This is a genomic window from Lacrimispora sphenoides JCM 1415 (genome assembly GCF_900105615.1).
Taxonomy (GTDB): Bacteria; Bacillota; Clostridia; order Lachnospirales; family Lachnospiraceae; genus Lacrimispora; species Lacrimispora sphenoides.
On record NZ_LT630003.1, the window covers coordinates 864965 to 888058 of the forward strand.

26 protein-coding genes are annotated in these 23094 nt (G+C 40.0%); 24 read left to right on the forward strand and 2 right to left on the reverse strand.

All coding sequences use genetic code 11. The features are described 5' to 3' along the window. The first annotated feature begins 337 nt into the window (after window positions 1-337). From BMX69_RS03805 to BMX69_RS03840, 8 genes are all read left to right on the forward strand, one after another. Window positions 338-583, forward strand: coding sequence for a hypothetical protein (locus BMX69_RS03805; RefSeq protein ID WP_054789425.1), 246 nt, complete (start codon window positions 338-340; stop codon window positions 581-583). A gap of 12 nt (window positions 584-595) precedes the next feature. Further along, window positions 596-1918: a DUF4832 domain-containing protein gene (locus BMX69_RS03810; RefSeq protein WP_100041610.1), complete on the forward strand. Its 1323-nt coding sequence runs from the start codon at window positions 596-598 to the stop codon at window positions 1916-1918. A 10-nt stretch (window positions 1919-1928) separates the two neighbouring features. Continuing rightward, the gene (locus tag BMX69_RS03815) at window positions 1929-3215 is read left to right on the forward strand and encodes an acyltransferase domain-containing protein (RefSeq protein WP_054789426.1); all 1287 of its coding nucleotides are present in this window, start codon (window positions 1929-1931) and stop codon (window positions 3213-3215) included. 13 nt (window positions 3216-3228) lie between these two features. Continuing rightward, entirely contained in the window at window positions 3229-4311 is a 1083-nt protein-coding gene (locus BMX69_RS03820; protein WP_054789427.1) for a hypothetical protein, read from the forward strand. Between the two features lie 40 nt (window positions 4312-4351). Then, entirely contained in the window at window positions 4352-5608 is a 1257-nt protein-coding gene (locus tag BMX69_RS03825) for a Gfo/Idh/MocA family protein (RefSeq protein WP_054789428.1), read from the forward strand. A 26-nt stretch (window positions 5609-5634) separates the two neighbouring features. Continuing rightward, a complete protein-coding gene (locus BMX69_RS03830; protein ID WP_025232278.1) occupies window positions 5635-6600 on the forward strand; it encodes an ABC transporter permease in 966 nt (321 codons plus the stop codon). Then, window positions 6600-7493, forward strand: a complete 894-nt coding sequence (locus BMX69_RS03835; protein ID WP_054789429.1) for a carbohydrate ABC transporter permease — start codon at window positions 6600-6602, stop codon at window positions 7491-7493. Before BMX69_RS03830 ends, BMX69_RS03835 begins: the two co-directional genes overlap by 1 nt. 68 nt (window positions 7494-7561) lie before the next feature. Next, on the forward strand, window positions 7562-9025 hold the full coding sequence (locus BMX69_RS03840) for an ABC transporter substrate-binding protein (RefSeq protein ID WP_174715201.1): 1464 nt from the start codon (window positions 7562-7564) through the stop codon (window positions 9023-9025). Window positions 9026-9111: 86 nt separating this feature from the next. On the opposite strand, the gene BMX69_RS03845 is transcribed toward BMX69_RS03840, so the two are convergent. Together BMX69_RS03845 and BMX69_RS03850 are read right to left on the reverse strand one after the other, a co-directional pair. Further along, window positions 9112-9768 (reverse strand): CatB-related O-acetyltransferase, encoded by a 657-nt coding sequence (locus tag BMX69_RS03845; RefSeq protein ID WP_100041612.1) that lies wholly within the window; start codon window positions 9766-9768, stop codon window positions 9112-9114. Window positions 9769-10095: 327 nt separating this feature from the next. Beyond that, complete coding sequence (locus BMX69_RS03850) at window positions 10096-10491, reverse strand: RidA family protein (protein WP_054789622.1); 396 nt, start codon at window positions 10489-10491, stop codon at window positions 10096-10098. 494 nt (window positions 10492-10985) lie between these two features. Here BMX69_RS03850 and BMX69_RS03855 point away from each other — a divergent pair, with 494 nt between their 5' ends. The 16 genes from BMX69_RS03855 to BMX69_RS03930 all read left to right on the forward strand — a co-directional run bounded on the left by BMX69_RS03855 (window position 10986) and on the right by BMX69_RS03930 (window position 23094). Beyond that, a complete protein-coding gene (locus tag BMX69_RS03855) occupies window positions 10986-11141 on the forward strand; it encodes a hypothetical protein (RefSeq protein ID WP_242941354.1) in 156 nt (51 codons plus the stop codon). A 216-nt stretch (window positions 11142-11357) separates the two neighbouring features. Further along, on the forward strand, window positions 11358-11702 hold the full coding sequence (locus tag BMX69_RS03860; protein WP_054789430.1) for a BMC domain-containing protein: 345 nt from the start codon (window positions 11358-11360) through the stop codon (window positions 11700-11702). A 16-nt stretch (window positions 11703-11718) separates the two neighbouring features. Beyond that, window positions 11719-12156: a EutP/PduV family microcompartment system protein gene (locus tag BMX69_RS03865; RefSeq protein WP_054789431.1), complete on the forward strand. Its 438-nt coding sequence runs from the start codon at window positions 11719-11721 to the stop codon at window positions 12154-12156. Window positions 12157-12160: 4 nt separating this feature from the next. Then, the gene (locus BMX69_RS03870) at window positions 12161-12739 is read left to right on the forward strand and encodes a cob(I)yrinic acid a,c-diamide adenosyltransferase (protein WP_100041613.1); all 579 of its coding nucleotides are present in this window, start codon (window positions 12161-12163) and stop codon (window positions 12737-12739) included. 22 nt (window positions 12740-12761) lie between these two features. Further along, complete coding sequence (locus tag BMX69_RS03875) at window positions 12762-13901, forward strand: 1-propanol dehydrogenase PduQ (RefSeq protein WP_054789432.1); 1140 nt, start codon at window positions 12762-12764, stop codon at window positions 13899-13901. Between the two features lie 23 nt (window positions 13902-13924). After that, window positions 13925-14269: a BMC domain-containing protein gene (locus BMX69_RS03880; RefSeq protein ID WP_054789433.1), complete on the forward strand. Its 345-nt coding sequence runs from the start codon at window positions 13925-13927 to the stop codon at window positions 14267-14269. Window positions 14270-14297: 28 nt separating this feature from the next. Then, the gene (eutA, locus tag BMX69_RS03885) at window positions 14298-15728 is read left to right on the forward strand and encodes an ethanolamine ammonia-lyase reactivating factor EutA (protein WP_054789434.1); all 1431 of its coding nucleotides are present in this window, start codon (window positions 14298-14300) and stop codon (window positions 15726-15728) included. A 19-nt stretch (window positions 15729-15747) separates the two neighbouring features. Next, window positions 15748-17127: an ethanolamine ammonia-lyase subunit EutB gene (locus BMX69_RS03890; protein WP_054789435.1), complete on the forward strand. Its 1380-nt coding sequence runs from the start codon at window positions 15748-15750 to the stop codon at window positions 17125-17127. Further along, window positions 17127-18032, forward strand: coding sequence for an ethanolamine ammonia-lyase subunit EutC (gene eutC, locus BMX69_RS03895; protein WP_100041614.1), 906 nt, complete (start codon window positions 17127-17129; stop codon window positions 18030-18032). Before BMX69_RS03890 ends, eutC begins: the two co-directional genes overlap by 1 nt. A gap of 31 nt (window positions 18033-18063) precedes the next feature. Beyond that, entirely contained in the window at window positions 18064-18717 is a 654-nt protein-coding gene (eutL, locus tag BMX69_RS03900; protein ID WP_100041615.1) for an ethanolamine utilization microcompartment protein EutL, read from the forward strand. Window positions 18718-18728: 11 nt separating this feature from the next. Continuing rightward, window positions 18729-19250 carry a BMC domain-containing protein gene (locus BMX69_RS03905; protein ID WP_054789436.1) on the forward strand — a complete coding sequence of 174 codons (522 nt, stop codon included), beginning with the start codon at window positions 18729-18731 and terminating at the stop codon, window positions 19248-19250. Next, window positions 19237-20715, forward strand: coding sequence for an acetaldehyde dehydrogenase (acetylating) (locus tag BMX69_RS03910; RefSeq protein WP_100041616.1), 1479 nt, complete (start codon window positions 19237-19239; stop codon window positions 20713-20715). The genes BMX69_RS03905 and BMX69_RS03910 overlap by 14 nt, the downstream gene beginning before the upstream one ends. 58 nt (window positions 20716-20773) lie before the next feature. Next, window positions 20774-21073: a BMC domain-containing protein gene (locus tag BMX69_RS03915; protein WP_038282866.1), complete on the forward strand. Its 300-nt coding sequence runs from the start codon at window positions 20774-20776 to the stop codon at window positions 21071-21073. 92 nt (window positions 21074-21165) lie between these two features. Further along, window positions 21166-21831 (forward strand): hypothetical protein, encoded by a 666-nt coding sequence (locus BMX69_RS03920; RefSeq protein WP_054789439.1) that lies wholly within the window; start codon window positions 21166-21168, stop codon window positions 21829-21831. Between the two features lie 4 nt (window positions 21832-21835). After that, the gene (eutD, locus tag BMX69_RS03925; RefSeq protein WP_054789440.1) at window positions 21836-22471 is read left to right on the forward strand and encodes an ethanolamine utilization phosphate acetyltransferase EutD; all 636 of its coding nucleotides are present in this window, start codon (window positions 21836-21838) and stop codon (window positions 22469-22471) included. Window positions 22472-22476: 5 nt separating this feature from the next. Beyond that, window positions 22477-23094 (forward strand): hypothetical protein, encoded by a 618-nt coding sequence (locus tag BMX69_RS03930; RefSeq protein WP_100041617.1) that lies wholly within the window; start codon window positions 22477-22479, stop codon window positions 23092-23094.

The window sequence follows — 23094 nt, forward strand, 5'->3', positions numbered from 1 at the left end:
TGTTTCACTGATTTTGTCAATACTCAATTTTCCAGCCGTTAAGTGGCATTCATGGAAAAATCACGCCAATTTGAGGATTTTTATGATAGTATACCGGAATATTTCCATAAAAACTTATGGAATAAAAGGTATGAGAAAAATAACCCTTTTCATGATAAGGAATGTTATTTGTAAATTTTTTTACAATATTTTTTATAATTATTTTAAAAATAGTATTTACACAGGGCAGGGCAAATGTTATAATCCAGCTACAAGGTTTAGTAAACAAACGTAACAAAAAGTAACAAAAAAGAAAGCGATAATAAAAAGAACCTGACTAGTTTTAACAGAATTATCGATGCAGAGCAGCAAACAGAAAGGGAGTGTTGGGATGAAAAGTGTCCGCTGCCATAAGTGTGCAAAGGAATTAAGCAATAACGAGATTGCTCTTAACCTTAAGCTGTTAGGAAAGCAAATCGGGACGTTACACTGCTATCAATGTTTATCGGAGTACTTCTGCTGTGATACTGTCAGACTGCAGGAGCTGGCAGAACAGTATAAAAGCAGCGGCTGCCTCTTGTTTCAAACAAATTATACAGCCTAAGGAGATAAGCCTATGAGTGATACCTATGTTATATATCCTAAAATAATTGACGAACTCCTTGATAATCCGGGGATTGGCTTTATTGCTGCTCCGGGTTTGATGGAACCGGCAGGGTCAATACATGATAACCGGGGCAATCCGGTGGAAAAATACAAATTTACCGATAGCAGCAGAACCTCAAATCATCCCGACAGCAGGATTACCTACTGCGGAGTCCGGTGGAGAGATTTGGAGGCTGAAAAGGGCAGATACCGGTGGGATATCCTTGAGAAAAAACTGGAGGAGGCAAAAGCATTGGGCTGTACGGCAATTGTACGCTGCTCTCCCTATGCATTGGCAGAAGAGGACGATATCCCGGATTGGTTTCGAAGGGAATGCCAGGAGGAGCCGGAATTTCCCTTTTGGAGAGTTGACCCGCTGCATTCCCCTTATGTCTCTTACTGGTCTGAGTTTATTGCGGAATTTGCAGAACATTTTGACGGACATCCGGTAATAAGCTCAGTGGATATGGCACTGGTAGGAGCCTGGGGCGAAGGCGGAGGCACCGAGTTTCTTGATGAGGAGTGCATCAGGCAGATGGTAGGTGCTTATGTCGACAATTTTAAAATAACCCCGCTGCAGGCCCTTCTCCATGATCCAAAGTCGGTAAAGATAATTCGTGAGAGAAAGGAAAATATAGGATTTCGGGTGGATTGCCTGGGGGATATGGGAGGCTTCCATCAGGAAGAATGGTCCCATATGCTGGATTTTTATCCGGAAAATATCTGTAACTTTGAAATGGAGGATGCATGGAAAAAAGCACCGGTGGTATTTGAAGCCTGCTGGCACATGAATGACTGGTACCTCCAGGGCTGGGATATCGATTATATTGTGGATGAATCCTTAAAGTGGCATATCTCTTCCTTTAACAGCAAGGGCACTACCGTTCCTGAGGCATGGAAGGAGAGTGTTAAAAGGTGGCTCAATAAAATGGGATACCGCTTTGAATTAAGAAAGCTCACGTATCATCCGGTGGTAAAAAAAGGTGAAGGCTTCCGAATCAGAGGATTGTGGGCCAATACCGGTGTTGCTCCTATATATCACAAGTATCCCCTGGTAGTCCGCCTGAAAAATGAGAAAGAAGTCATCAGCCTTACCAGTAAAGCGGATATCAGAAACTGGCTGCCGGATATGGATATCCTTTGGGAAGAAGAGTTCGCCCTGGAAGGAATGGCCGGTGAGTATTCTCTGGAAATAGGAATTGAAACCGGGATACCGGAGCTTGGAAATATAAAGCTGGCAATTGAAGGATTAAAAGACGGTTACTATTGCTTCGGAAAAATAATCGTAGAATAGAGGGATGAGCATGGGACATTTATCGTATGGATTCAAAGAATGTGTGGATTATTGCGGCTTTGACAATCTGCCTGAGGGGCTGGAGCAATTCTATGCCGGCTATCCCGGGGGAGAGGACAGCCATTTTATAGAAAGAAGATTTTTAAAGGAAGTGTTTGAAAAATTCAACCTTCCGGAGAAGAAGCAAAGTCTGCTGACAAAAGCGGCAGAAGCAGTGGAAGGGGACCCGAGACTGTTTCATTTCTCCAAATTCCTGGTATGGGATATGTGCTCTGCCAGAAACCGATGTGACGTGGATAACTATAAAAATATGACTCCTGTGTGTATGGCAGAGTACGGAGAACTTTATTCCTTCCTCCTCCTGCTGGCCTGTGTGGTTCCTTCCATAAAGCTTTTAAAGGAACGGGGCGTTCCGGAGCATTATTATCGGGATATTCCTTTCCAGCCTATAAAGTCCCAATTAGAGAAGCTGGTTCGGGATGATGTGAGCGTAAGTGATTTTCCCTGGGATATGAATTTTTATACCTGCTCCATCTTTCTTATGGACCGGTTCCTGTTTATCCCTTGCCGCTTTGGCGATACATTTACCATGTACCGGAATAAGGTTTCAGGGAAGGTAACCGCCCTAAAGCATGGCGGAGAGGAATTCCGCAGAGACGGGCAGTTTAATGGAATAAACGGAGTTTATGATAAGGCAGGAGCCTTCCCTTCCCTCTGGCGGGAGACGGAGGAGGAGATTACTGCAAATCCCATCAATCCCATGGGCTTTGTGGAGAGGGATTGCGTAACGCTGTTAAAGAAGGAATGGGACGAAGCCTTAACCCAGGGGGATATGCTTCTGGCGCTTCATGTGCCTTCCGGACCGGGATATAACCCTGAGAGGCTTAAGAATTCTATGGTGCTGGCGCTGGAGTTTTACAAGACTTATTTTCCGGAACTGCCGGTCAAAGGCTTTTGGAGTGAAAGCTGGCTGTATGATTCGAGACTTTCGCTGGTGCTTGATAATGCCAGCAATATTATAAAGGTCCAGCGTCAATTCTATCTATATCCGATTGAGGAAGGAGATGCCATGCTTCGGTATGAGGTATTCGGTGACTGGAAAGCCGATGAAACGAAGGCAGAACTTAAGACCACCCTGCAAAAAGCGGCGGCTGCTTATATGGCAACAGGAGCACGTTTTAACAACCTGAGTATGGTGGTTCTAAAGGAAGAGGCAGATAAAACAGACCAAATGCCTTATATCACACAGGAAGACATTGCACGCTTTAAACAGATTGCTGACAGCCATTTAAAATAAGGAGGAGCTGCCCATGGGAAAATATGCACTGGAACAATACAGTCCCTATGAGACTTATAAAATACGGCCGCTGTCCCTTTCTAAGGCTACAGTTAATCCTGGCAGAGGGCAGTACCGGCTGGTAGAACTCACCTGGGAGGAGTTGGAGCCTCATCGGGGTAAATATAACCTAAACCGGTTAAAAGAAGCACTGGCAGAGGTACATAATCCGGTCCTTTCCATAAAACAGGTCCTTCCGGCCTGGCTAAAGAAGGGCCAAGAGGAAAGCTTTAAACACTTAATCCGCAGAGTTGCAAGCGTACTGAACAATGAAAAGCTTATTGGTGTTGCGGTTTCTATGGAAGATGGCAGCCAGGGAATCTGGGATGCTTATCTGGAAGCCTTTGAAGGCATTCCATTATTGGTTAGTCTTGAGCAGGAGGCCTTGCTGCAGTATCTAAAGGATCATGAATCCCCTTTTGGCCTTATTGTTAATTGCAGCGAAGATAACTGGATCAGCTGCTGCGAAAAATTTGCCGGGTACCGGCTTCAAAATACCTGGCAGCGGATGCCGGTACTGCTTCAAATAGAAGAGGAGAGCCCTGGAGAGAATATCCGCCGGGAAGGCCTGCGATGGCATGCCGGTCTCTCCAACCGCTTCATGGATGTGGGGTATGACTTTTCCATAAGAAGATTGACCTATCCAAAGAAGATCGCATCAAAGGGAGCACTCCCCCTCCGCTTTTGGTTTGTAAATGGGGGCAGTGCGCCTTGTTACCTGGATTATAGCTTAAGGCTTCGTTTGGAAAAGGGAGGGGAGCAGCAGGAATTTGTCTTAAACATTGACAAAGGTGCCTGGAAGGTTGGGGATAATACCCACAATGAAATTATTTCCTTACCGATACTGCCCCTTGGTGAATACGGTTTGTCAGTTGGGATTTTCTTTGCTGATGAAAGCCCCATGGAGCTGGATATCCGGATGGAGGAAAAGGACGGTTATTACAGGCTGGGAACGGTGGAGGTGTGTAAAGACACAGCGGTGGATTTAGCACGTGCCTGGGATGATTTTTATCCCGATGGCTATTATCCCCTGGAGGATCCGCAGCTTCCCGATTGATTGGATGGACGAGAGAAAATAATAGCAGGAGGAAAGAAAATTGAAAATTGCATTGGTTGGTGCAGGACAGCGGGGAATGATTTATTCCAAACAAGCCTATGAAGCAAAAAAGGCAGATATTGTTGCGGTGGTGGAGCCGGAGGATGAAAGAAGATCTGCTGCGGCGGAAAATTTCGGTATTCCGTCTGAAATGCAGTTTAAAAATATAGAGGATTTTTACCGGAGGGGCAGGATTGCCGATGCCGTTATCATTGCATCCATGGACCAGGACCATTGCCAACAGGTTCTGGCTGCTCTGGAGCTTGGATATGATATTCTTCTTGAAAAGCCCATATCTCCCAATCCAAAGGAATGTCTTATGATTCAGGATAAGGCAAATCAGAAGGGCTGTAAGGTTATTGTATGCCATGTGCTCAGATATACTAATTTTTTTGCAGCGATTAAGGAGATTATCGACAGCGGAGAGCTGGGGAAGGTAATTACCATCCAGCATAATGAGAATGTAGGTAATTACCACATTGCCCATTCCTTTGTCAGAGGAAATTGGAGAAGAAGTGATTTATCCAGCCCCCTGGTGATGCAAAAATCCTGCCATGACATGGATATCCTTGCCTGGCTGGTGGGCAGTGAGGCGAAAAAAATAGTTTCTTTTGGCAGTTTAAAATACTTTAAAGAAGAGAGTGCTCCAAAGGGCAGCTCTGACCGCTGCCTGACCTGTAATGCTGCCGGAGACTGCCGCTTTGATGCCCGCAAGGCCTACCTGCCGATTATGGGAAGCTGGCCGGCTACGGTTCTTACCCAGGACCAGACGGAAGAAGGGATAAACAAAGCTTTGGCTGAAGGCCCCTATGGACGTTGTGTATACCGCTGTGATAACGACGTATGCGACAATCAGGTAGTATTAATCGAATTTAAAAATGACGTAACAGTCAGCTTTAATTTAAGCGGTTTTACGAATAAAATCAGCCGGACGATCAAGGTTATGTGCGAAAATGGGGAAATCAGAGGGGATGACAGTCTGAACCAGATTGAGGTTACAAAATTTGCCTCCAATGCAATTGATGGTTTTGAGCAGAAAATCATTCATACCGGTCAGCCCCAGGGAGGCCATGGAGGAGGAGATGTGGCCCTGGTGGCTGATTTTGTCAGTCAGATGGAAACACACAGCAACAACAGCAGATCCTCCATAACCCAATCAGTGGAAAGCCATGTAATGGCTTATGCGGCAGAGCAATCCAGAATTACCGGCGAAATAATTGATGTGGATGCATTAAAAAGCCGGCTGCGAAACTCTTAAAAAACGGAAAAGAGTGGTGAAGAGTGATGAAATCAAAAAGAATTCAAAAGGAAGCACCGGGGCCTAAAGAAGACCGGATAAAAGAATTCCTGCGTGAAATAAAAAGAAACAAAGGCCTGTATCTTATGTGTATGCCTGCTCTGATTGTACTGGTTATGTTTTGCTACATTCCTTTTGCAGGAACCTGGATGGCATTTACCGACTTCAATGTAATGGATGGTATCTTCGGAAGCAAGTTTGTAGGCTTAAACAACTTCAAGTATTTCTTTTCCGAGAGCAGCATGGGCTGGCGGGTAACTTATAACACACTGTTTATCAATTTCTTTGGAATTATACTGGGTCTGATTGTTCCAATCAGTATTTCCATATTTTTCAATGAAATCAGGAGCGAGCTCTTTAAGAAACTGACACAAAGCTTTATGTTTTTTCCGTATTTCCTTTCCTGGGTCGTAGTAGGTACGATTATCTACGGATTTTTTTCCACCGATGTGGGCGTTATCAACAATATGCTGCGATCATTGGGAATGGAACCGGTGAAGTGGTATGCGGAACCAAAGTACTGGAAGGGGATCATAATTACCGCCAGTATGTGGAAGTGGAGCGGATACAGCTCCATCATTTACATGGCGGCCATGGCGACTTTCGACGGTTCCTTATATGAGGCTGCAAAAGTGGATGGTGCAAACAAGTTCCAGAGAATTTTGTATCTCACCATTCCGATGCTGAAACCGACGGCCGTTGTACTGACTCTTATGAGTATCGGACGTATTTTCTACGGTGATTTCGGCATGATCTACGGTATTGTAGGCAACAATCCGGTATTGATTGATGCGGTAACCGTAATTGACACTTATGTATATCAGAGCATGAGAACCCTGGGCTTTTCCTATGCAACCGCAATTGGACTGTTCCAGTCGGTGATGGGCCTGATTCTGGTATCCGTTGCCAACCGGTTAGCAAAAAAATATAATGACGGGGAGGGATTATTCTAATGAGAAAAAGCAAATCATTCGGCGATCACCTGGTAACGATCCTTGCTTATTTGTTTATAGGCTTATTCGGGCTGCTTTGCCTGTATCCCCTTATTCTTACCTTAGGTGTGTCCCTGTCCTCGGAACGTGAAATCGTCATGCATGGTTATTCTGCTATTCCGCAGAAATTTACCCTTAATACATACATTTATATTTTTGCAAACAGTGGCATGAGGATTTTAAAATCTTACGGAGTCACCATTTTTGTTACGGTCGCCGGAACCGTTGGAGCTATGATCATTACCAGTATGATTGCCTTCGCGTTATCGATTAAGAGCTTAAAGTACCGTAATGTCATTGCCTTTTTATGTAACTTCACCATTGTATTTTCCGCGGGCCTCATTCCCTGGTATGTGGTTTGCGTGAATTACTATGGATTAAAGAATAACATTCTGGCATTGATTCTTCCTTCTATTTTCAGTGTCTGGAACATGTTCCTTATGAGAACCTATTTTTCAAGCATTTCGCCTTCCTTATACGAGGCCGCTAAAATTGACGGAGCAAGTTATATGCTGATTTATTGGCGGATAGCACTTCCCCTCAGTAAAACGGCAGTGCTTACCGTAGGCCTTATGTATGCCCTGCAATACTGGAATGACTGGTGGAATGCCCTGATTTTTATTAATGATAAGAATTTGTTTCCTCTCCAGTACTACCTCTACACAATTCTTTCAAATGTAAATGCCATTAGCTCGGGGCGTGTTCCTTCCGGCGCTGCCGCAGGAATCACACTGCCCTCTGAAACGATGAAAATGGCAGTTACGGTTATAACCATAGGCCCGATTATCTTCTTATATCCCTTTGTACAAAAATATTTCGTACAGGGTATTATGACAGGTGCAGTCAAGGAATAAGCCCTGTAATAAAAATCATTGGTAGGCCAGGAGAAAGGCTTAACATAAACCAAAAGGAGGGTATTGTAATGAAAAGACTATTTATACTGACAACTGCCGTGATCATGGCAATCGGTTTACTTGGGGGATGCAGCAGCAAGGGAGAATCGAAAAAAGGCACGAATACCGAAACCGTAACGATTCTATATCCCGGTGATGAAAGTGATAGAATGTCAGAATTTATGAGTAATGAGTTTGCTGAGAAAATGAAAGAGGATTTAGGCATTAAGGTGGAAATGGTTTATACTCCATGGGACCAGTATTGGGAACAAAAAGATATCATGCTGGCAGCCCAGGAACCCATCGACCTGTATTGGGACGGACTTCCCGATCTTGCCACCATTGTGAATAAAAAACAGGCTTCTGTTCTGAATGACTTAATCGACAAATATGGCCAGAATTTGTTAAAGGTGCTTCCCGAAGAGCAGTTAAAGGGTGCTACCATTAACGGAGAAGTTTATGGGATCCCCTCCGCTTATGCACCTTCCTCCGGAATGTTCCAGATGGTATGTGTCCGCCAGGATATTCTGGAAGCCTGTGGTATGACGGAGATTAAGACAACAGAGGATTTGAAATTATTTGCAGAAAAGGCAAAAAAATTGTATCCGGAAATGAAAGGGCCTGCAGACCCCATCTTTAAGCCCCTGACCAGATATTTTGCCGATGAGCAGCTTACCTGGTGCGCCAATGAAGATGCCGTTGTATATGGTGATACCACAAATAAGGTTTATGATTACTATGAAACCGATGCGTTCAAGAAGGTTGCACAGTATAACCGCCAGATGTATCATGAAGGCTTATATTCCGATGATTTAACGACCAAATACAATGAGAGGGATTCCCGTATGCAGACCGGCTTATACTTATGGGTAGAGGGTTCTCTTGGCAAAGAAAATGAGATTATCAGCAGCGTGAAGGCAAATGCTCCTGATGCCAGATTAAAGAACTATATCCTGAAACCGGAGGAACCCCGCTATATCATAGCCACCGGCGGTGAAGTCCTTTGCATACCACAGACGGCACCCAATCCGGAAGGTGCAATGAAATTTATTGACTGGCTCTACTCTTCACAGGATAATTACCTGATGGCTTTATACGGCGTAAAGGGGAAAGATTATGATATCGTTGACGGAAGAATTAAAAAGCTGGTAAATGATGAGTTCTTCTATGAATGGATGTTCCGTAACAAGAATTATCAGTTATTTGCACCCGATATTGACCAGAGCTACATCGATACCTATGAAAGCTGGGACGATAAGGCAGTCACCTCCAATATGCTTGGCTTCCGCTTCAATAACGAAAAGGTAAAGGTAATTGAAACTGCAATCAAAGAGGTGGCAGGAAAGCAGATGGCACCGATTCTCTACGGATTCGTAGATTTTGATACAGAATATCCCAAGGCTTTGGAGGCACTGAAAAAAGCAGGCATTGATGAATACGTGGCAGAGGTGCAGAAGCAGATGGATGAGTTCCAGGCTTCAAAGAATAAATAAACATGCCCCAGCATTCAAAGAGGGCGATGCATTTGTTGCGTCGCCCTCTTGATTAAGGTTCGTCTTTGCCCAAGAATGGGTCTATATTATCGCTCTAACGTTTGTTTTAGTTTTTGCCGCACCAATTCCAAATCATCATCGCAAAGTATTGGCATGAAAGCAAACAATTTTTCTGGTTCAAAGTCCCACCATTGGAGCTTAAGCAGCAATTCAATGAGTTCTTCGTCAAAGCGCTTTTTAATTGGCCTGGCTGGGTTGCCGCCCGCGACGGTATAGGGTTCTATGTCTTTCACCACCACGGAATAAGCAGCAATAATCGCTCCATCACCAATTTTCACGCCGGGCATGATGACACTATCCCGCCCGATCCACACATCGTTGCCGATCACGGTGTCTCCCTTAAAAGGAAGTTGAGAGAGATGGGGCGGGGTATTTTCCGCCCAAGCACCGCCAAAAACATTGAATGGATAAGTGCTGATACTGCTTATGCGATGATTGGCACTGCCCATGATAAATTGCACTCCGCTGGCAATTGAACAAAACTTGCCGATATATAAGCTGTCTCCAAATTCCGGCCAGTTAAATAGTACATTGCTGCGTTCAAACGCAGTCGGGTCAACAGGGTCATCATAATAGGTGTAATCCCCAACAAAAATATTGGGGGCAGTAATCACGTTTTTTAAGAAACATGATGTTTTGTATTCGTTTGGAAAAACCGTATTTGGGTTTGGAATATTGTTCATAAAAAAAGCTCCTATTCTATTTATTATCACCTCCGAACGCATTTCTCGGTTCCGTGGCTATCGCTCTTTTTTTACGCATTTCTTTCATTGCATTTTCTCCTTGCCTGCAGTGATAATCGATTCATTATTTGCCATTACCCACTGCATAAACTAAAAAACAATGGTATTGTTTTCGGTTTTTAAATTGTATCATGATATGATTTACTTTTCCACCCCATTCCGTGGCTGTACATGGATCACCATTAATGGAAAATGTCCTCACTGTTTTTAGATCAGTGAGGACATTTTTTATTATAAAATATTTTCATCTGGGAGAATGGAATAAAATTATTTTGCTGCCCATATTTCAATTTCTAATTTTATCTCTTCTAACCCTAAGGCATTTACATAGGCAACAGTCATAGAAGGATAAGGTTTACCAAAAAAGTCATCATATACTTTATCAAAGTAATCCCAGTCAATTTGTTCCGTTGACCATATATTAACCTTAATAACACTATCCGGTGTTAAATCGATACTTTTTAATAGATTTGATATATTTAAAAATGTATTATCTACTTGTCGATTAAATTCTTCAGGAAAATTACCGTCCAAATCTGCTCCAATTTGACCAGAAAATGTGTAAAATGCTGCATTAGGCTCTATTTTAGTTACGTGAGTATAATTACCTACTGCTTTACTTACTCTTGACAAATCTAATCTGCTAACTACATTATGTTTCATTTTATTATAGACCTTTCTGTATTGGGATAAAATAATTTCTACCACTATATATTTTCATAATATAAAGTTATCCATTGATAGAAATCTATTTAACAAATACAGAGATGGAATATCTATTGTTTTCAATGCTGCTGGTATCTATAAGTTTTTCCATTCCAACACCTCCTACGGCACAATTATATGTATTATAGTGGGATTTGTCAATAAAACATACACAGATGATTGTGTTTGGCTAGTTTAGGATTTGTTTATCATCATTATTACTATATCCTGTTGCATAGCTTACATATATCTGATATCATAGCATTATTTACAAAAGATCTGCAGACAAGTTGATAGAAAAATTATACATAGAGAACAGAGCTAAATGGAAATAAAAGAAATGGAAGTTTGATTCCATGATTATAATAAAGAAATTCTGGATCTATGGCTTGCACAGAACGGTTCCAAGGTTACAGTCATCGAGATGCTGAAAGACATTCTGGGCGGTCACGGTGGTTATTTCAGCCATCGGCTACCGCGAGAATCATGCACTGTATGATGAATTGAAGGATTTAGATATACCTGTCCACAATATTGGAGATTCCCAGAAGGTACATAATATTATGTATTCCATCTGGAATTCATACGAGCTTGCCAGAGAACTATAACTCTTTAGATATTTCGTAAATAGAAGAAAATTTATGCAGCGCCTTTTGATTTCATAGGAAATCAGAAGGCGCTTTTTTCTGTATTTTAAGTTTACCATAGTAAAATAAAAATAAAAAAATTTAAGAGACTAGAATTTGTCAATAAAGTACATAATAGGGCAATAAAAGCAAAGAATATAATGTGTGTTGTGCTTTCACTATGAAATGAGGGGCTATATGAATGTATTAGAAAGAAAAATATTTGAATCAGTACCAGGTAAACAAGTGACATTAGCACATATTATAGCAAATCCCGATGATCGAATCTTTGAGAAATTAGGCTTGAATGAAGAAAAGTATCATGCAATTGGTATTTTAACCATAACCCCACCAGAGGTTGCAATCATCGCTGTAGATATAGCTAAAAAGGCTGCACCTATTAAAATAGGATTTGTTGATAGGTTCAGTGGGTCTGTATTTATCCTAGGGGATGTGGCCGCTGTACAATCTGCTATAGAACAGGTTGTTATTTATTTAAGTGAATTTATGCAGTTTTCAGTCCCCAAAATAACAAGAACATAATAGGTAGGTATAGATAATGAAGAAAATTATGTTTATTGGATCAGTTGGAAGTGGGAAAACCACCCTTTGCCAAAGGATTCAAGGAGAGATGATTAAATATAAAAAGACACAAGCAGTTGAGTTCTATTCTCAGATGATAGACACACCGGGGGAATTTGTATTGCATAGAAGATTTTATAGTGCGTTACAAATGATGGCTGCTAGTTCAGATATCATTGGATTCATTTGCAGCGTGACAGAACTTAGCCAGACATTTTCGCCCTATTTTGCACAAAACTTTACAAAGCCATGTATAGGAATTATTACAAAGATCGATCTGGCATCAAACGAAGAGGCTATTATAAACGCTGAGAAAAGATTAGAGTTAGCGGGTGTTGAGAAAATTTTTCGACTCTCTGCTGTTGAAGATAAAGGAGTAGCAGAGTTGATAGCCTATCTTTCTAAGGAGGAATGATAAATTGCAAATTTATACTAGGACAGGTGATAAAGGATACACTAGGATAATCGGTGGCATGAAATTAGCAAAAGATAGTGAACGTATCAAAGCATATGGAACGATTGACGAATTAAATAGTTTTGTAGGTTATGCTATTACACTTATAAAGAACAATGATTCTTTGAAAAAGGAATTAACACAGATCCAGCAGTGTTTGTTTGATTGTGGTAATGATTTAGCAACGCCGAATGGAAAAGGAACGTACCGGGTTACATCTGCTTTAACAGAGTGGATTGAAAAGTGTATTGATGCACATGTAGTTATTCCTCCAGAAGTGGAGTCTTTTATTTTGCCAGGTGGTTCACAAGCAGCAAGTATTTTGCATATTTGCAGAACCATTGCCAGGAGAGCAGAAAGAGAAATAGTAACCTTCCAATGGACCAATGATATGAATGATGAAGTTTTGATATTTGTAAATCGTTTATCAGATTACTTTTTTTCCGCAGCACGTGTTGCAAATGTTAATGAAGGCATAGACGATGTGCTTTATGAAAGAAGTGGGAAAGTATTCCATATAGATTTGAAAAAAGAAGATTTATAAAATTAGAAAGGAGGAGTTTGCTATGCAAGAAATAAAATTCGGAACAACATTGTATGCTGGTGAAGATAGCTTGAAACGGTTATCAGATTTCAAGAATGAAAAGATTTTGATAGTAACAGATTCTTTTATTGCTTCATCAGAGTTACTTTCACATATTAAAAGTTATATTGATAGCAGTACTGAAACGATGGTGTTTTCTGAAGTTATTCCAGATCCCCCAATTGATAACATTGTTGCTGGGTTAGAATCCAGCAAAGGTTTTCCAGCTACAATTTTATTAGCAATAGGTGGTGGCTCTGCTATCGATGCAGCAAAAGCGATGCTCTATTTTGGCAAATTGACTGATAGATTTCACGAGATACGATTTGTCACGATTCCAACAACAAGTGGAACGGGTTCAGAGGTTACGAATTTTTCGATTATTACAGATGCTGAAAAGGGAACAAAATATCCTTTGGTTACGGAGCAAATATTGCCAGATGAAGCCATCTTAGATTCTTGTCTTGTTGCAGGTTTACCACCTAAGCAAACTGCTGATACGGGTATTGATGTTCTTACTCATGCGATAGAAGCTTATGTTTCCACGAGTGCCAATGATATCTCTGATGCCTTAAGTGAGAAAGCCATATGTTATGTATTCACTTATTTAGAGAGAGCATATAAAGATGGAAATGATAAAGTAGCACGTGAAAAAATGCATATGGCATCAACAATGGCTGGAATGGCCTTTAATGTAGCCTCACTAGGGTTAAACCATGGTATAGCACATGCAGCAGGAGCCCGCTGGCATATTCCACATGGAAGAATAAATGGTATCTTGTTACCAAATATTATTCGTTATAATGCAGGAATTATTGAAGGAAACTACAGCAAAAATACGACTCCTGCTGCAAGTCGTTATTCTAAAATAGCTAAATTCTTAGGATTAAATGCTGGAAATCCACAAATGGGTGTACGAAGTTTAATAAACGCAATCCTTGCACTTGAAAAGGTACTATCCATTCCAAGGAATCTTTCTGAATATGGAGTTAGTAAGGAGCAATTTGAATCAGATAAAAATGCAATAGCAGAAGCTGCTTTAGCAGATCGTTGTACAGCAACAAACCCCATTGTTCCAACGAAAGAGGATATTATTAGTGTTCTAGGGAAATCATTTATATAAATTTGATTAAATGAGGTGATTACTTGGATGTAAATGAGAGAATTATACAGGAATATGTTCCTGGTAAACAAATCACCGTTGCGCATGTTATTGCAAAACCTGATCCAGAACTATATCAAAAGGTGGGGGTAGTACAATCTGGAAATGAAGCAGTCGGTATTTTAACGATAACACCAAGTGAAGCAGCGATTATCGTTGTCGATATAGCAACAAAAGCCGCTGAAGTTGAAATTGGTTTTGTTGATAGATTTTCAGGTGCAGTGGTTATCATTGGGGATGTTTCCTCGGTTAAGATTGCTTTAGAAAACATTTTAAAAACCATGGAAAGTCTTCTGGATTTTACTGTTGTACCTTTATCTAGCACTTAATAAAACATATTCAAAGGGAGTAGATAAGATGACTGAAACTTTATTAAGCGTTGGTATCGATATAGGAACATCAACAACACAATTAATTTTATCAGAGCTTTCAATTGAAAATATAGCATCAGTTTTTACAATTCCAAGAGTTTCCATTAAGGATAAAAAGGTGATATATAAGAGTGATATTATCTTTACTCCTATATTAGAAAACAATCTAATAGATTCCGATGGTATAAAGGCATTTGTAGAGCAGCAATACAAAAAAGCAGGTATTACAAAATCGGATATTCAGACTGGTGCAGTTATCATAACTGGGGAAACAGTTAGAAAGGAGAATGCCCAGGCAGTTGCGAAAGCTTTGAGTGGTTTTGCTGGAGATTTTGTTGTGGCAACGGCTGGCCCTGATTTAGAGAGTATTATCGCTGGTAAAGGAGCAGGGACTTATTCCTATTCGGAAAGCCAATACACAACGGCAGTAAACTTTGATATTGGAGGCGGGACAACCAATCTAGTAGTATTTAACAATGGAGATATAGAGGATACGGCTTGCTTTGATATTGGAGGTCGCTTGATCAAGGTGGATACAAGTGAAATCATTCGTTATATTTCACCTAAAGTGAAGGAGATCATTAAAGGAGAAGCTTTAGATATTCACCTAAATGAAAAGATAAATCTTAAGGAATTAGATAAACTCTTAGATATATTTGTACAAGTACTGGAAAATAGCATTGGATTAGGTAATAAGAGTCCTTACTTTGACTTGTTGATAACCAACAAAGCATTGATCACAAAGCTTCAAATTAAATGTATTTCGTTTTCGGGTGGCGTAGCAGATGGTATTACAAAAGAAAGTTTACAAAATCCGTTTAAATATGGTGATATTGGACTTTTGTTAGGTAAGAAAATAAGTGGTTCACTCCTTATGACTGCTCTTAAGTTGATTCCAACTGTAGAAACGATTCGTGCAACTGTAGTAGGAGCGGGATCACACACCACTGATGTTTCCGGGAGTACAATCACCTATAAAGAGGATATACTTCCACTTAAAAATATCCCCATCTTACAGTTATCGAAAGATGATGAAAGTGCCAATAATAGTTGGAATTTAGGGAGTATTATTGAAGAAAAAGTAAAATGGTTTATGGTGGATGGAGAAGTACAAACGATTGGATTAGGGATAGAAGGTGCACATAGCCCTTCCTTCCAGTTTATTCAAGGCCTTGCTAAAGAAATGATAAAAGGTTTGGATTTGTTGATTAAGGAGAAATTGCCACTTGTTATTATTGTAAAAGAAGATATGGCTAAGGCATTAGGACATAGCCTTTATGCACAACTTCCTAAAGATTATCCTTTTGTATGTATTGATAGTGTTCATGTACGAAATGGAGATTATATCGATATCGGAATGCCGATTGCAGAAGGCTCTGTTTTACCAGTAATCGTAAAAACATTAGTATTTAATTAATGATAAAAGGAGTTGCACAATGATTTTAAAAACTAAACTTTTTGGCAAAACCTATCAATTTTCATCTGTAATGGAAGTTATGGGGAAGGCAAATGAAGAAAAATCGGGGGACAAATTAGCTGGAGTTGCAGCAGGCAGCGCAGAAGAAAGAGTTGCAGCTAAAGTTGTCCTATCACACTTAACGCTTTCAGATTTATTTAACAACCCTGCTGTGCCATATGAAAAGGATGAGGTAACACGTATTATTATTGACCATGTTAATCTAAGAACTTATGAAAAGATTAAAAATTGGACAGTGGCTGAATTAAGAGAATGGATTTTAGATTGCAATACGACAAACTATGACATTCATCGTATTTCAAATGGTTTAACTTCTGAAATGGTTGCAGCAGTTGCTAAAATTATGTCCAACTTGGATTTAATAGTAGGAGCTCAGAAGATTATAGTAACTAAGACTGCTAATACGACAATTGGTATACCGGGAACTTTTTCAACTCGTCTACAACCAAATCATACGACTGACAATGTGGACGGTATTATGGCTTCCGTTATGGAAGGTCTATCTATGGGATCTGGTGATGCAGTAATCGGTCTAAACCCAGTAGACGATACAACAGAAAGTGTAAAGCGTATTCTTCATAAGTTCAATGATTTCATTAATGAGTGGGAAATACCAACACAACATGTTGTTTTAGCTCACGTAGCTACTCAGATGGAAGCAATGGAACAAGGAGCACCAACCGGATTGGTATTCCAATCGATTGCAGGATCTGAAAAAGGAAATACAGCTTTTGGAATTACGGCTAAGATGCTTTCAGAAGCAAAGGACATGGCTTTGAAGCTAGGTACGGCAGTTGGCCCAAATGTTATGTACTTTGAGACTGGACAAGGTTCTGAGCTTTCATCCGATGCTCATAATGGTGTAGATCAGCTGACTATGGAAGCCAGATGTTATGGATTTGCAAAATATTTTGATCCATTCCTTGTTAATACAGTTGTTGGATTTATTGGACCAGAGTATTTGTATGACTCCAAGCAAGTGATCCGTGCAGGTTTAGAAGATCATTTTATGGGTAAATTAACTGGTATTTCTATGGGGTGTGATGTTTGTTACACGAACCATATGAAGGCAGATCAAAACGATGCTGAAAACTTAACCGTTTTACTTGCAACAGCTGGTGTAAACTTTATTATGTCTATTCCAAATGGTGATGATATTATGTTAAATTATCAAACCACTGGGTACCATGAGGGTGCTTCCATTAGAGAATTATTAAATAAACGGACAATAAAAGAATTTGACCAATGGTTAGAAAAAATGGGGTTCAGCGAAAATGGACATTTAACTTCTAAAGCTGGCGATGCATCTGTATTTTTGAAGCAGAGGAGGGGGAACTAATGGACGAATTAAACTTAAAAGAAATGATTAAATCGATTTTAAATGAAATGGTAAATGAAGTACCGCCAGTTACAAATGGTCCATCAAAAGAGGCAACGGTAAACACCAAGCAACCTGCTAAGTCCTGCGTAGTGGAAGAGGGATTTATACCAGATATTACAGAAGTAGATATACGCAAGCAATTTTTAGTTCCAAATGCAGCAGATAAAGAAGGCTATTTAAAAATGAAATCCTATACACCAGCTCGCCTGGGATTGTGGAGGACAGGTACAAGATATTTGACGGAGCCTAGTCTTCGATTCCGTGCTGACCATGCTGCTGCCCAAGATGCTGTATTCTCCTATGTTAAAGAAGATTTAATTAAAGAGATGGGATTTGTAGAGGTTGCTACAGAATGCAAGGATAAAGACGAATATGTTACACGTCCGGACTTAGGCCGAAAGTTTTCAAATGAAGCAATCAATACAATAAAAAATGCTGTGAAACCAAATCAGAAAGTTCAGGTGATCGTTGGTGATGGTTTAAGTTCAGCAGCAATAGAGGCAAATATCAGAGATGTTTTACCTTCTTTACAACAAGGGCTTAAGATGTTTGGACTTGACTTTGGACAAGTTGTTTTTATAAAACATTGTCGCGTCCCAGCTATGGATCCAATTGGTGAAGCAACAGGAGCTGAAGTCGTCTGTCTTTTTATCGGAGAAAGACCAGGCCTTGTTACAGCAGAATCTATGAGTGCGTATATCGCTTATAAACCTACCGTTGGTATGCCGGAAGCTAGAAGAACAGTAGTTTCCAATATTCACAGACAAGGAACGCCGGCGGTAGAAGCAGGAGCATATATTGCTGAAATTATCAAGAGAATGTTAGATAAAAAGGTATCTGGATTAGATTTGAAAGAAAAATAAAAACCATTTGATTTAAAAAGGAGGTTTCCTAATGAAAAATGAACGATTAGGTGCAAATGTTCTAAGCGTAAAAATCATTCCAAATGTTGATGATGGATTGGCAAAGGAATTAAAATTAGCATCAAATCAAAAAAGTCTAGGGATTATTACTTCTGATTCTGATGATGTAACCTATGTGGCATTAGATGAAGCAACGAAGGCATCCGATGTAGCCGTTGTATATGCAAGAAGTATGTATGCCGGAGCTGCGAATGCTTCTACAAAATTAGCAGGAGAAGTTATCGGTATTTTAGCTGGTCCCAGTCCGGCAGAGGTACGAAGCGGTCTGGATCGTGCGATTGAGGTAATAAATAATGAAGCTAGCTTTTTTAGCGCAAATGGTGATAACTCAATCGTTTATTTTGCCCATTGTGTATCGAGAACTGGTTCTTATCTTTCAAAAGGAGCAAATGTGAAAGAAGGAGAAGCCATTGCTTATTTAATAGCACCACCCCTTGAAGCGATGGTAGCTATCGATTCGGCTTTGAAAGCTGCTGATGTGAAAATGAGTGTATTTTATGGGCCGCCATCTGAAACTAACTTTGCAGGAGCATTACTGACAGGGTCTCAATCTGCTTGTAGATCAGCATGCGAATCATTTGCCAAGGCGGTAGAAGCCGTTGCTGACAACCCAACTAGTTACTAGGCGGCGTTCATATGGCTAAAGCTTTAGGTTTAATCGAAGTACGTGGAAAGTTAGGAGTAATCCTGGCAGCAGATGCAGCTGCAAAGGAGGCAGATGTAAATCTACTTGGAAGTGAAACAATCCGTGGAGGATTGACAACAATTCATATTATTGGAGATATTGCGGCAGTAAAAGCAGCGGTTAAGGCAGGTGAAGTTGCTGTGGCAGATAAGAATTGTCTAATCAGTAGTCATGTTATCCCACGCTTGGATGACCAAGTTGAGCAGATGTTGATGAAATCATTTGGTAAAAAGGAAGATAATCCTTCGGATACAGATGAATCAAATCAACCGATTATAGAAGAAATAGAGAAAGATGAAGATTCACCCTATGATAAAGGGCAGCTGGAAAAAATGAGAGTGACCGATTTACGTTCCCTTGCATATAAATCAAATCTTTCTACCATAAAGAGGTCAGAAATTAAATCTGCTAACAAAGCAGTGCTTATTGAAACATTGCTGAATAAAGGAGTTAAGTATAATGGGATTGATTGATAAAGATCTTGTTTCAGTTCAAGAAACCAGGGATTTACTGAAGAAAGCAAAAGAAGCGCAAATAGAAATAGCCAAGTTATCTCAAGAAGAGATCGACACCATTTGTAAGGCTATGGCAAAAGCCGCTTTTGACAATCGTTTGAAGCTGGCTAAAATGGCACAAGAAGAAACCGGGTTTGGTAAATGGCAGGACAAAGTCCTTAAAAATGCTTTTGCATCAAGAGATTTATTAAACTCTATAAAAGATATGAAGACAGTAGGTATAATCACAAACAATAGAGAAGCAAAATATATGGAAGTGGCCGTTCCTGTTGGAGTCGTTGCAGGCCTGATTCCTTCAACGAATCCGACATCTACAGTTATCTATAAGGCACTAATTAGCATTAAGGCAGGAAATGCGATTGTATTTTCACCTCATCCAAGTGCATTAAATTGTATTAAGGAAACCGTCCGCATCATAAATGAGGCAGGAAAAAGCGTTGGCTTACCGGATGGTGCTATTAGTGTAATTACAACCGTTACAACTCAGGCAACAAATGAATTGATGAAAAATGAAAATACAAAATTAATTCTTGCTACTGGTGGTTCTGCAATGGTTCGTGCAGCATATTCCTCCGGTACGCCGGCAATTGGGGTAGGGCCAGGGAATGGCCCCGCGTTTATAGAGCGCAGTGCAGATATCCCGAAAGCAGTTGAGCTTATTCTTGAATCTAAGACATTTGATAATGGTACAATTTGTGCATCGGAACAGTCCATTATTGTGGAAGAAATCAATAGAGAAAAAGTGATTTCAGAATTCAAGAAACAAGGTGGTTATTTCTTATCAAAAAATGATGCACTAAAACTTGAAAAGTATATTCTGCGGCCAAACGGTACAATGAATCCTAAGATTGTTGGAAGGACGGCACAGGCTATTGCTGAATTAGCTGGTATTTCTGTACCGGAAGATGCAAAAGTCCTTATTGCCGAAGAAACACGTGTTGGTGATCTTGCACCTTTTTCAAGGGAAAAATTAACACCAATATTAGCTTTCTATACGGTAAATACTTGGGATGAAGCCCGCGATTTAAGTATCAAGATTTTAAACTTTGAAGGCGCAGGGCACACGATGGTCATTCACACTGCAAACAATAAAATTATAGAAGATTTTGCCTTAAAAGTACCGGTTTCGCGACTGCTTATAAACTGTTCGGCTACCTTAGGCGGAATCGGAGCAACGACTAACCTAAGACCTGCCTTGACACTAGGTTGTGGAGCGATAGGAGGAAGTTCTACTTCTGACAATGTTGGACCGCAGAATTTATTTAATCTTCGCCGAGTTGTATATGGCGTCAGGACATTAGATGAGATACGCGGAGAAGATAAATTTGAAGATGGCAGTGGGAAAAATGTTGAAGATTTGGGACTTAATAAGGATCAATTAATCGACTTACTCGTTGAACGTGTTCTGCAAAAGCTAAAATAAGCAAAGAGTAACACAATCACTGATAACTAATAAAAATATAATCCAGGAGGAAGAGACAATGGCTAATACAAACGCATTAGGAATGATTGAAACAAAAGGATTGGTTGCTGCAGTAGAGGCAGCAGATGCAATGGTTAAAGCGGCAAATGTAACGTTAATCGGAAAAGAGCAAGTAGGTGGCGGACTGGTAACAGTTATGGTTCGAGGGGATGTAGGAGCTGTTAAGGCTGCAACAGATGCCGGAGCTGCAGCGGCGGAAGCAGTTGGTGAATTAATATCTGTTCATGTAATTCCTCGTCCGCATGCTGAAGTAGATGTAATCCTGCCAAAATACGATTCACAGGCTTCAAACTCATGATGAACGCTTAAAGGTGCAAGATTTAAAGTGAGGCTGAGGCATCATAAAAGTGTATGCCCAGCCTTTCCTTTGCTGAGGGGAAGTGAGTACTAATGGCCATTTTAACGGAAAGTAAAATAAAAAGACTGCTACGTACAACGAACTTAAAAGAAACAAAACTTTTGGTCTTAGAACCTGGGACTGTAATAACACCTTCTGCAAAAGAATATTTAAAGGGTATTACGATAGAATATATGAAAATACCAGAAGCATCTGAGACTAAGAAACAAGAAGCAACCTTCCCGATGACCCAGTGGAAAAGTCAATTAACTTATCAATTTAGAATTAAAATTAATATTGCGATAAGCCATATCGTTACTTTACAAAAGAAGAGCCATGATATGGGGAATACGGAGCTGGTAGTGGCTTTAAATACGATCCTAATGGTAGTCAAAACAATAACAATGGAGACTTTAGCTTCGTACAGATTAGAACTGGTACAGGAAATTGAAAAGTTATTGAAAGATAAAAAGCCATACGTTGACAGCATCTATCCAGAAGATTCCTATGTTCCAACCTATAAAGATGAAGAGTGTGTCATAGCTTTATTTGAGCTACATGCATATTTACAAGATTTAGAGCAGTTTATTGCGAAAGAAATGAAGGAAGACCTGAAATATGAGGATTATATAAAATGTATTTCGGTGGCAGCTACTTTGAAGGATTATTGTTGGTTTTTGATGGTGCAGATGATAGAAAGTTCAGTAAAACAGGGGTGATAATATGACTGATTATAGTATTGACACAATTGTAGATACAGTTGTCTCTCGTATACAAAAAGTAATGGATCAATCGTTTGAAATTGAAGCAAGTGGACGCCATATCCATCTAAATCGGGAGGCAATCGATACCCTCTTTCATGAGGGGTATCAATTACACCCAACGAAGTATTTATCACAGCCAGGCGAATTTGCATCAGAAGAACGGGTGTGTATTGAAGGACCGAAAGGCACGATTCAGGATGTAATAGTTCTTGGACCAGAGCGAAAAAACTGTCAAGTGGAGGTTTCATTAACAGATGCACGTTCTCTAGGTGTAAATGCGCCAGTTCAATTAAGCGGAAATATTGAAAACACTCCGGGGATTATTGTGAGGAATGGCTCTAAGTCTATTGTTTTGGATAGAGGTGTGATTGTTGCAAAACGTCATATTCATGTAAAAGATACTGACGCTGAAAAGTTAGGTGTTAAAGATAATGAGAGAGTATCTGTTCGGGTTTTTAGCAAAAGACCACTTATATTTGAAGATGTTATGGTAAGAATAAGTCCCAAGTTTGAGACTTATATGCACATTGATTACGATGAAGCAAATGCTTGCGGTCATAGTAAAGGTGTACGTGGGTGTATTGTTAAGAGGTGATATGGATGGACAATATTGAAACAGTAGTGCAAAAAATCACTGATATTATCATACAACGTTTGCAGAAGGAAGAACATACAAAGACCGTTGTTTTTTTAGGAAAAGAATATTCAAGTATTCGGACTTACTATGAAAATAGAGGCTATGAAATAGCGCCGGTAAAAGATAAATCTGATACGGATATCATAATCGTTACTGAGCTGACTATTTTAAATATGAATCGCATTGCACAGGGACTTCCTCAAACAGAAGATGAAGTGATTATTTTTCAACATCTATTAAATGGGAAGAAAGTTTTTATCTTAGAAGAGGGAATGGAACTACATGCAAGTCAGCATGTAGCCCCGCGGGCATTGCTGCAAGTCCTTGAGAATTATAAAAACCAATTGGTAAAATATGGTGCTTCTATACTTCCGCTAAAGCATTTTGAAAAGATTAATGGAACGGTCAATCAGGAAGTAAACGAAAAAGCTGATAAAAGTGATAGGAAAGAGCTTCTTACCATAGCAAAAGTACGAAAACTGAACTTACATGCAGGAGACATCTTTGAAACAGATAAGAACATCATTGTTACAGCATTGGCCAGGGATTATTTGCGTGATTTAGGTGTTGAGATCGTATAG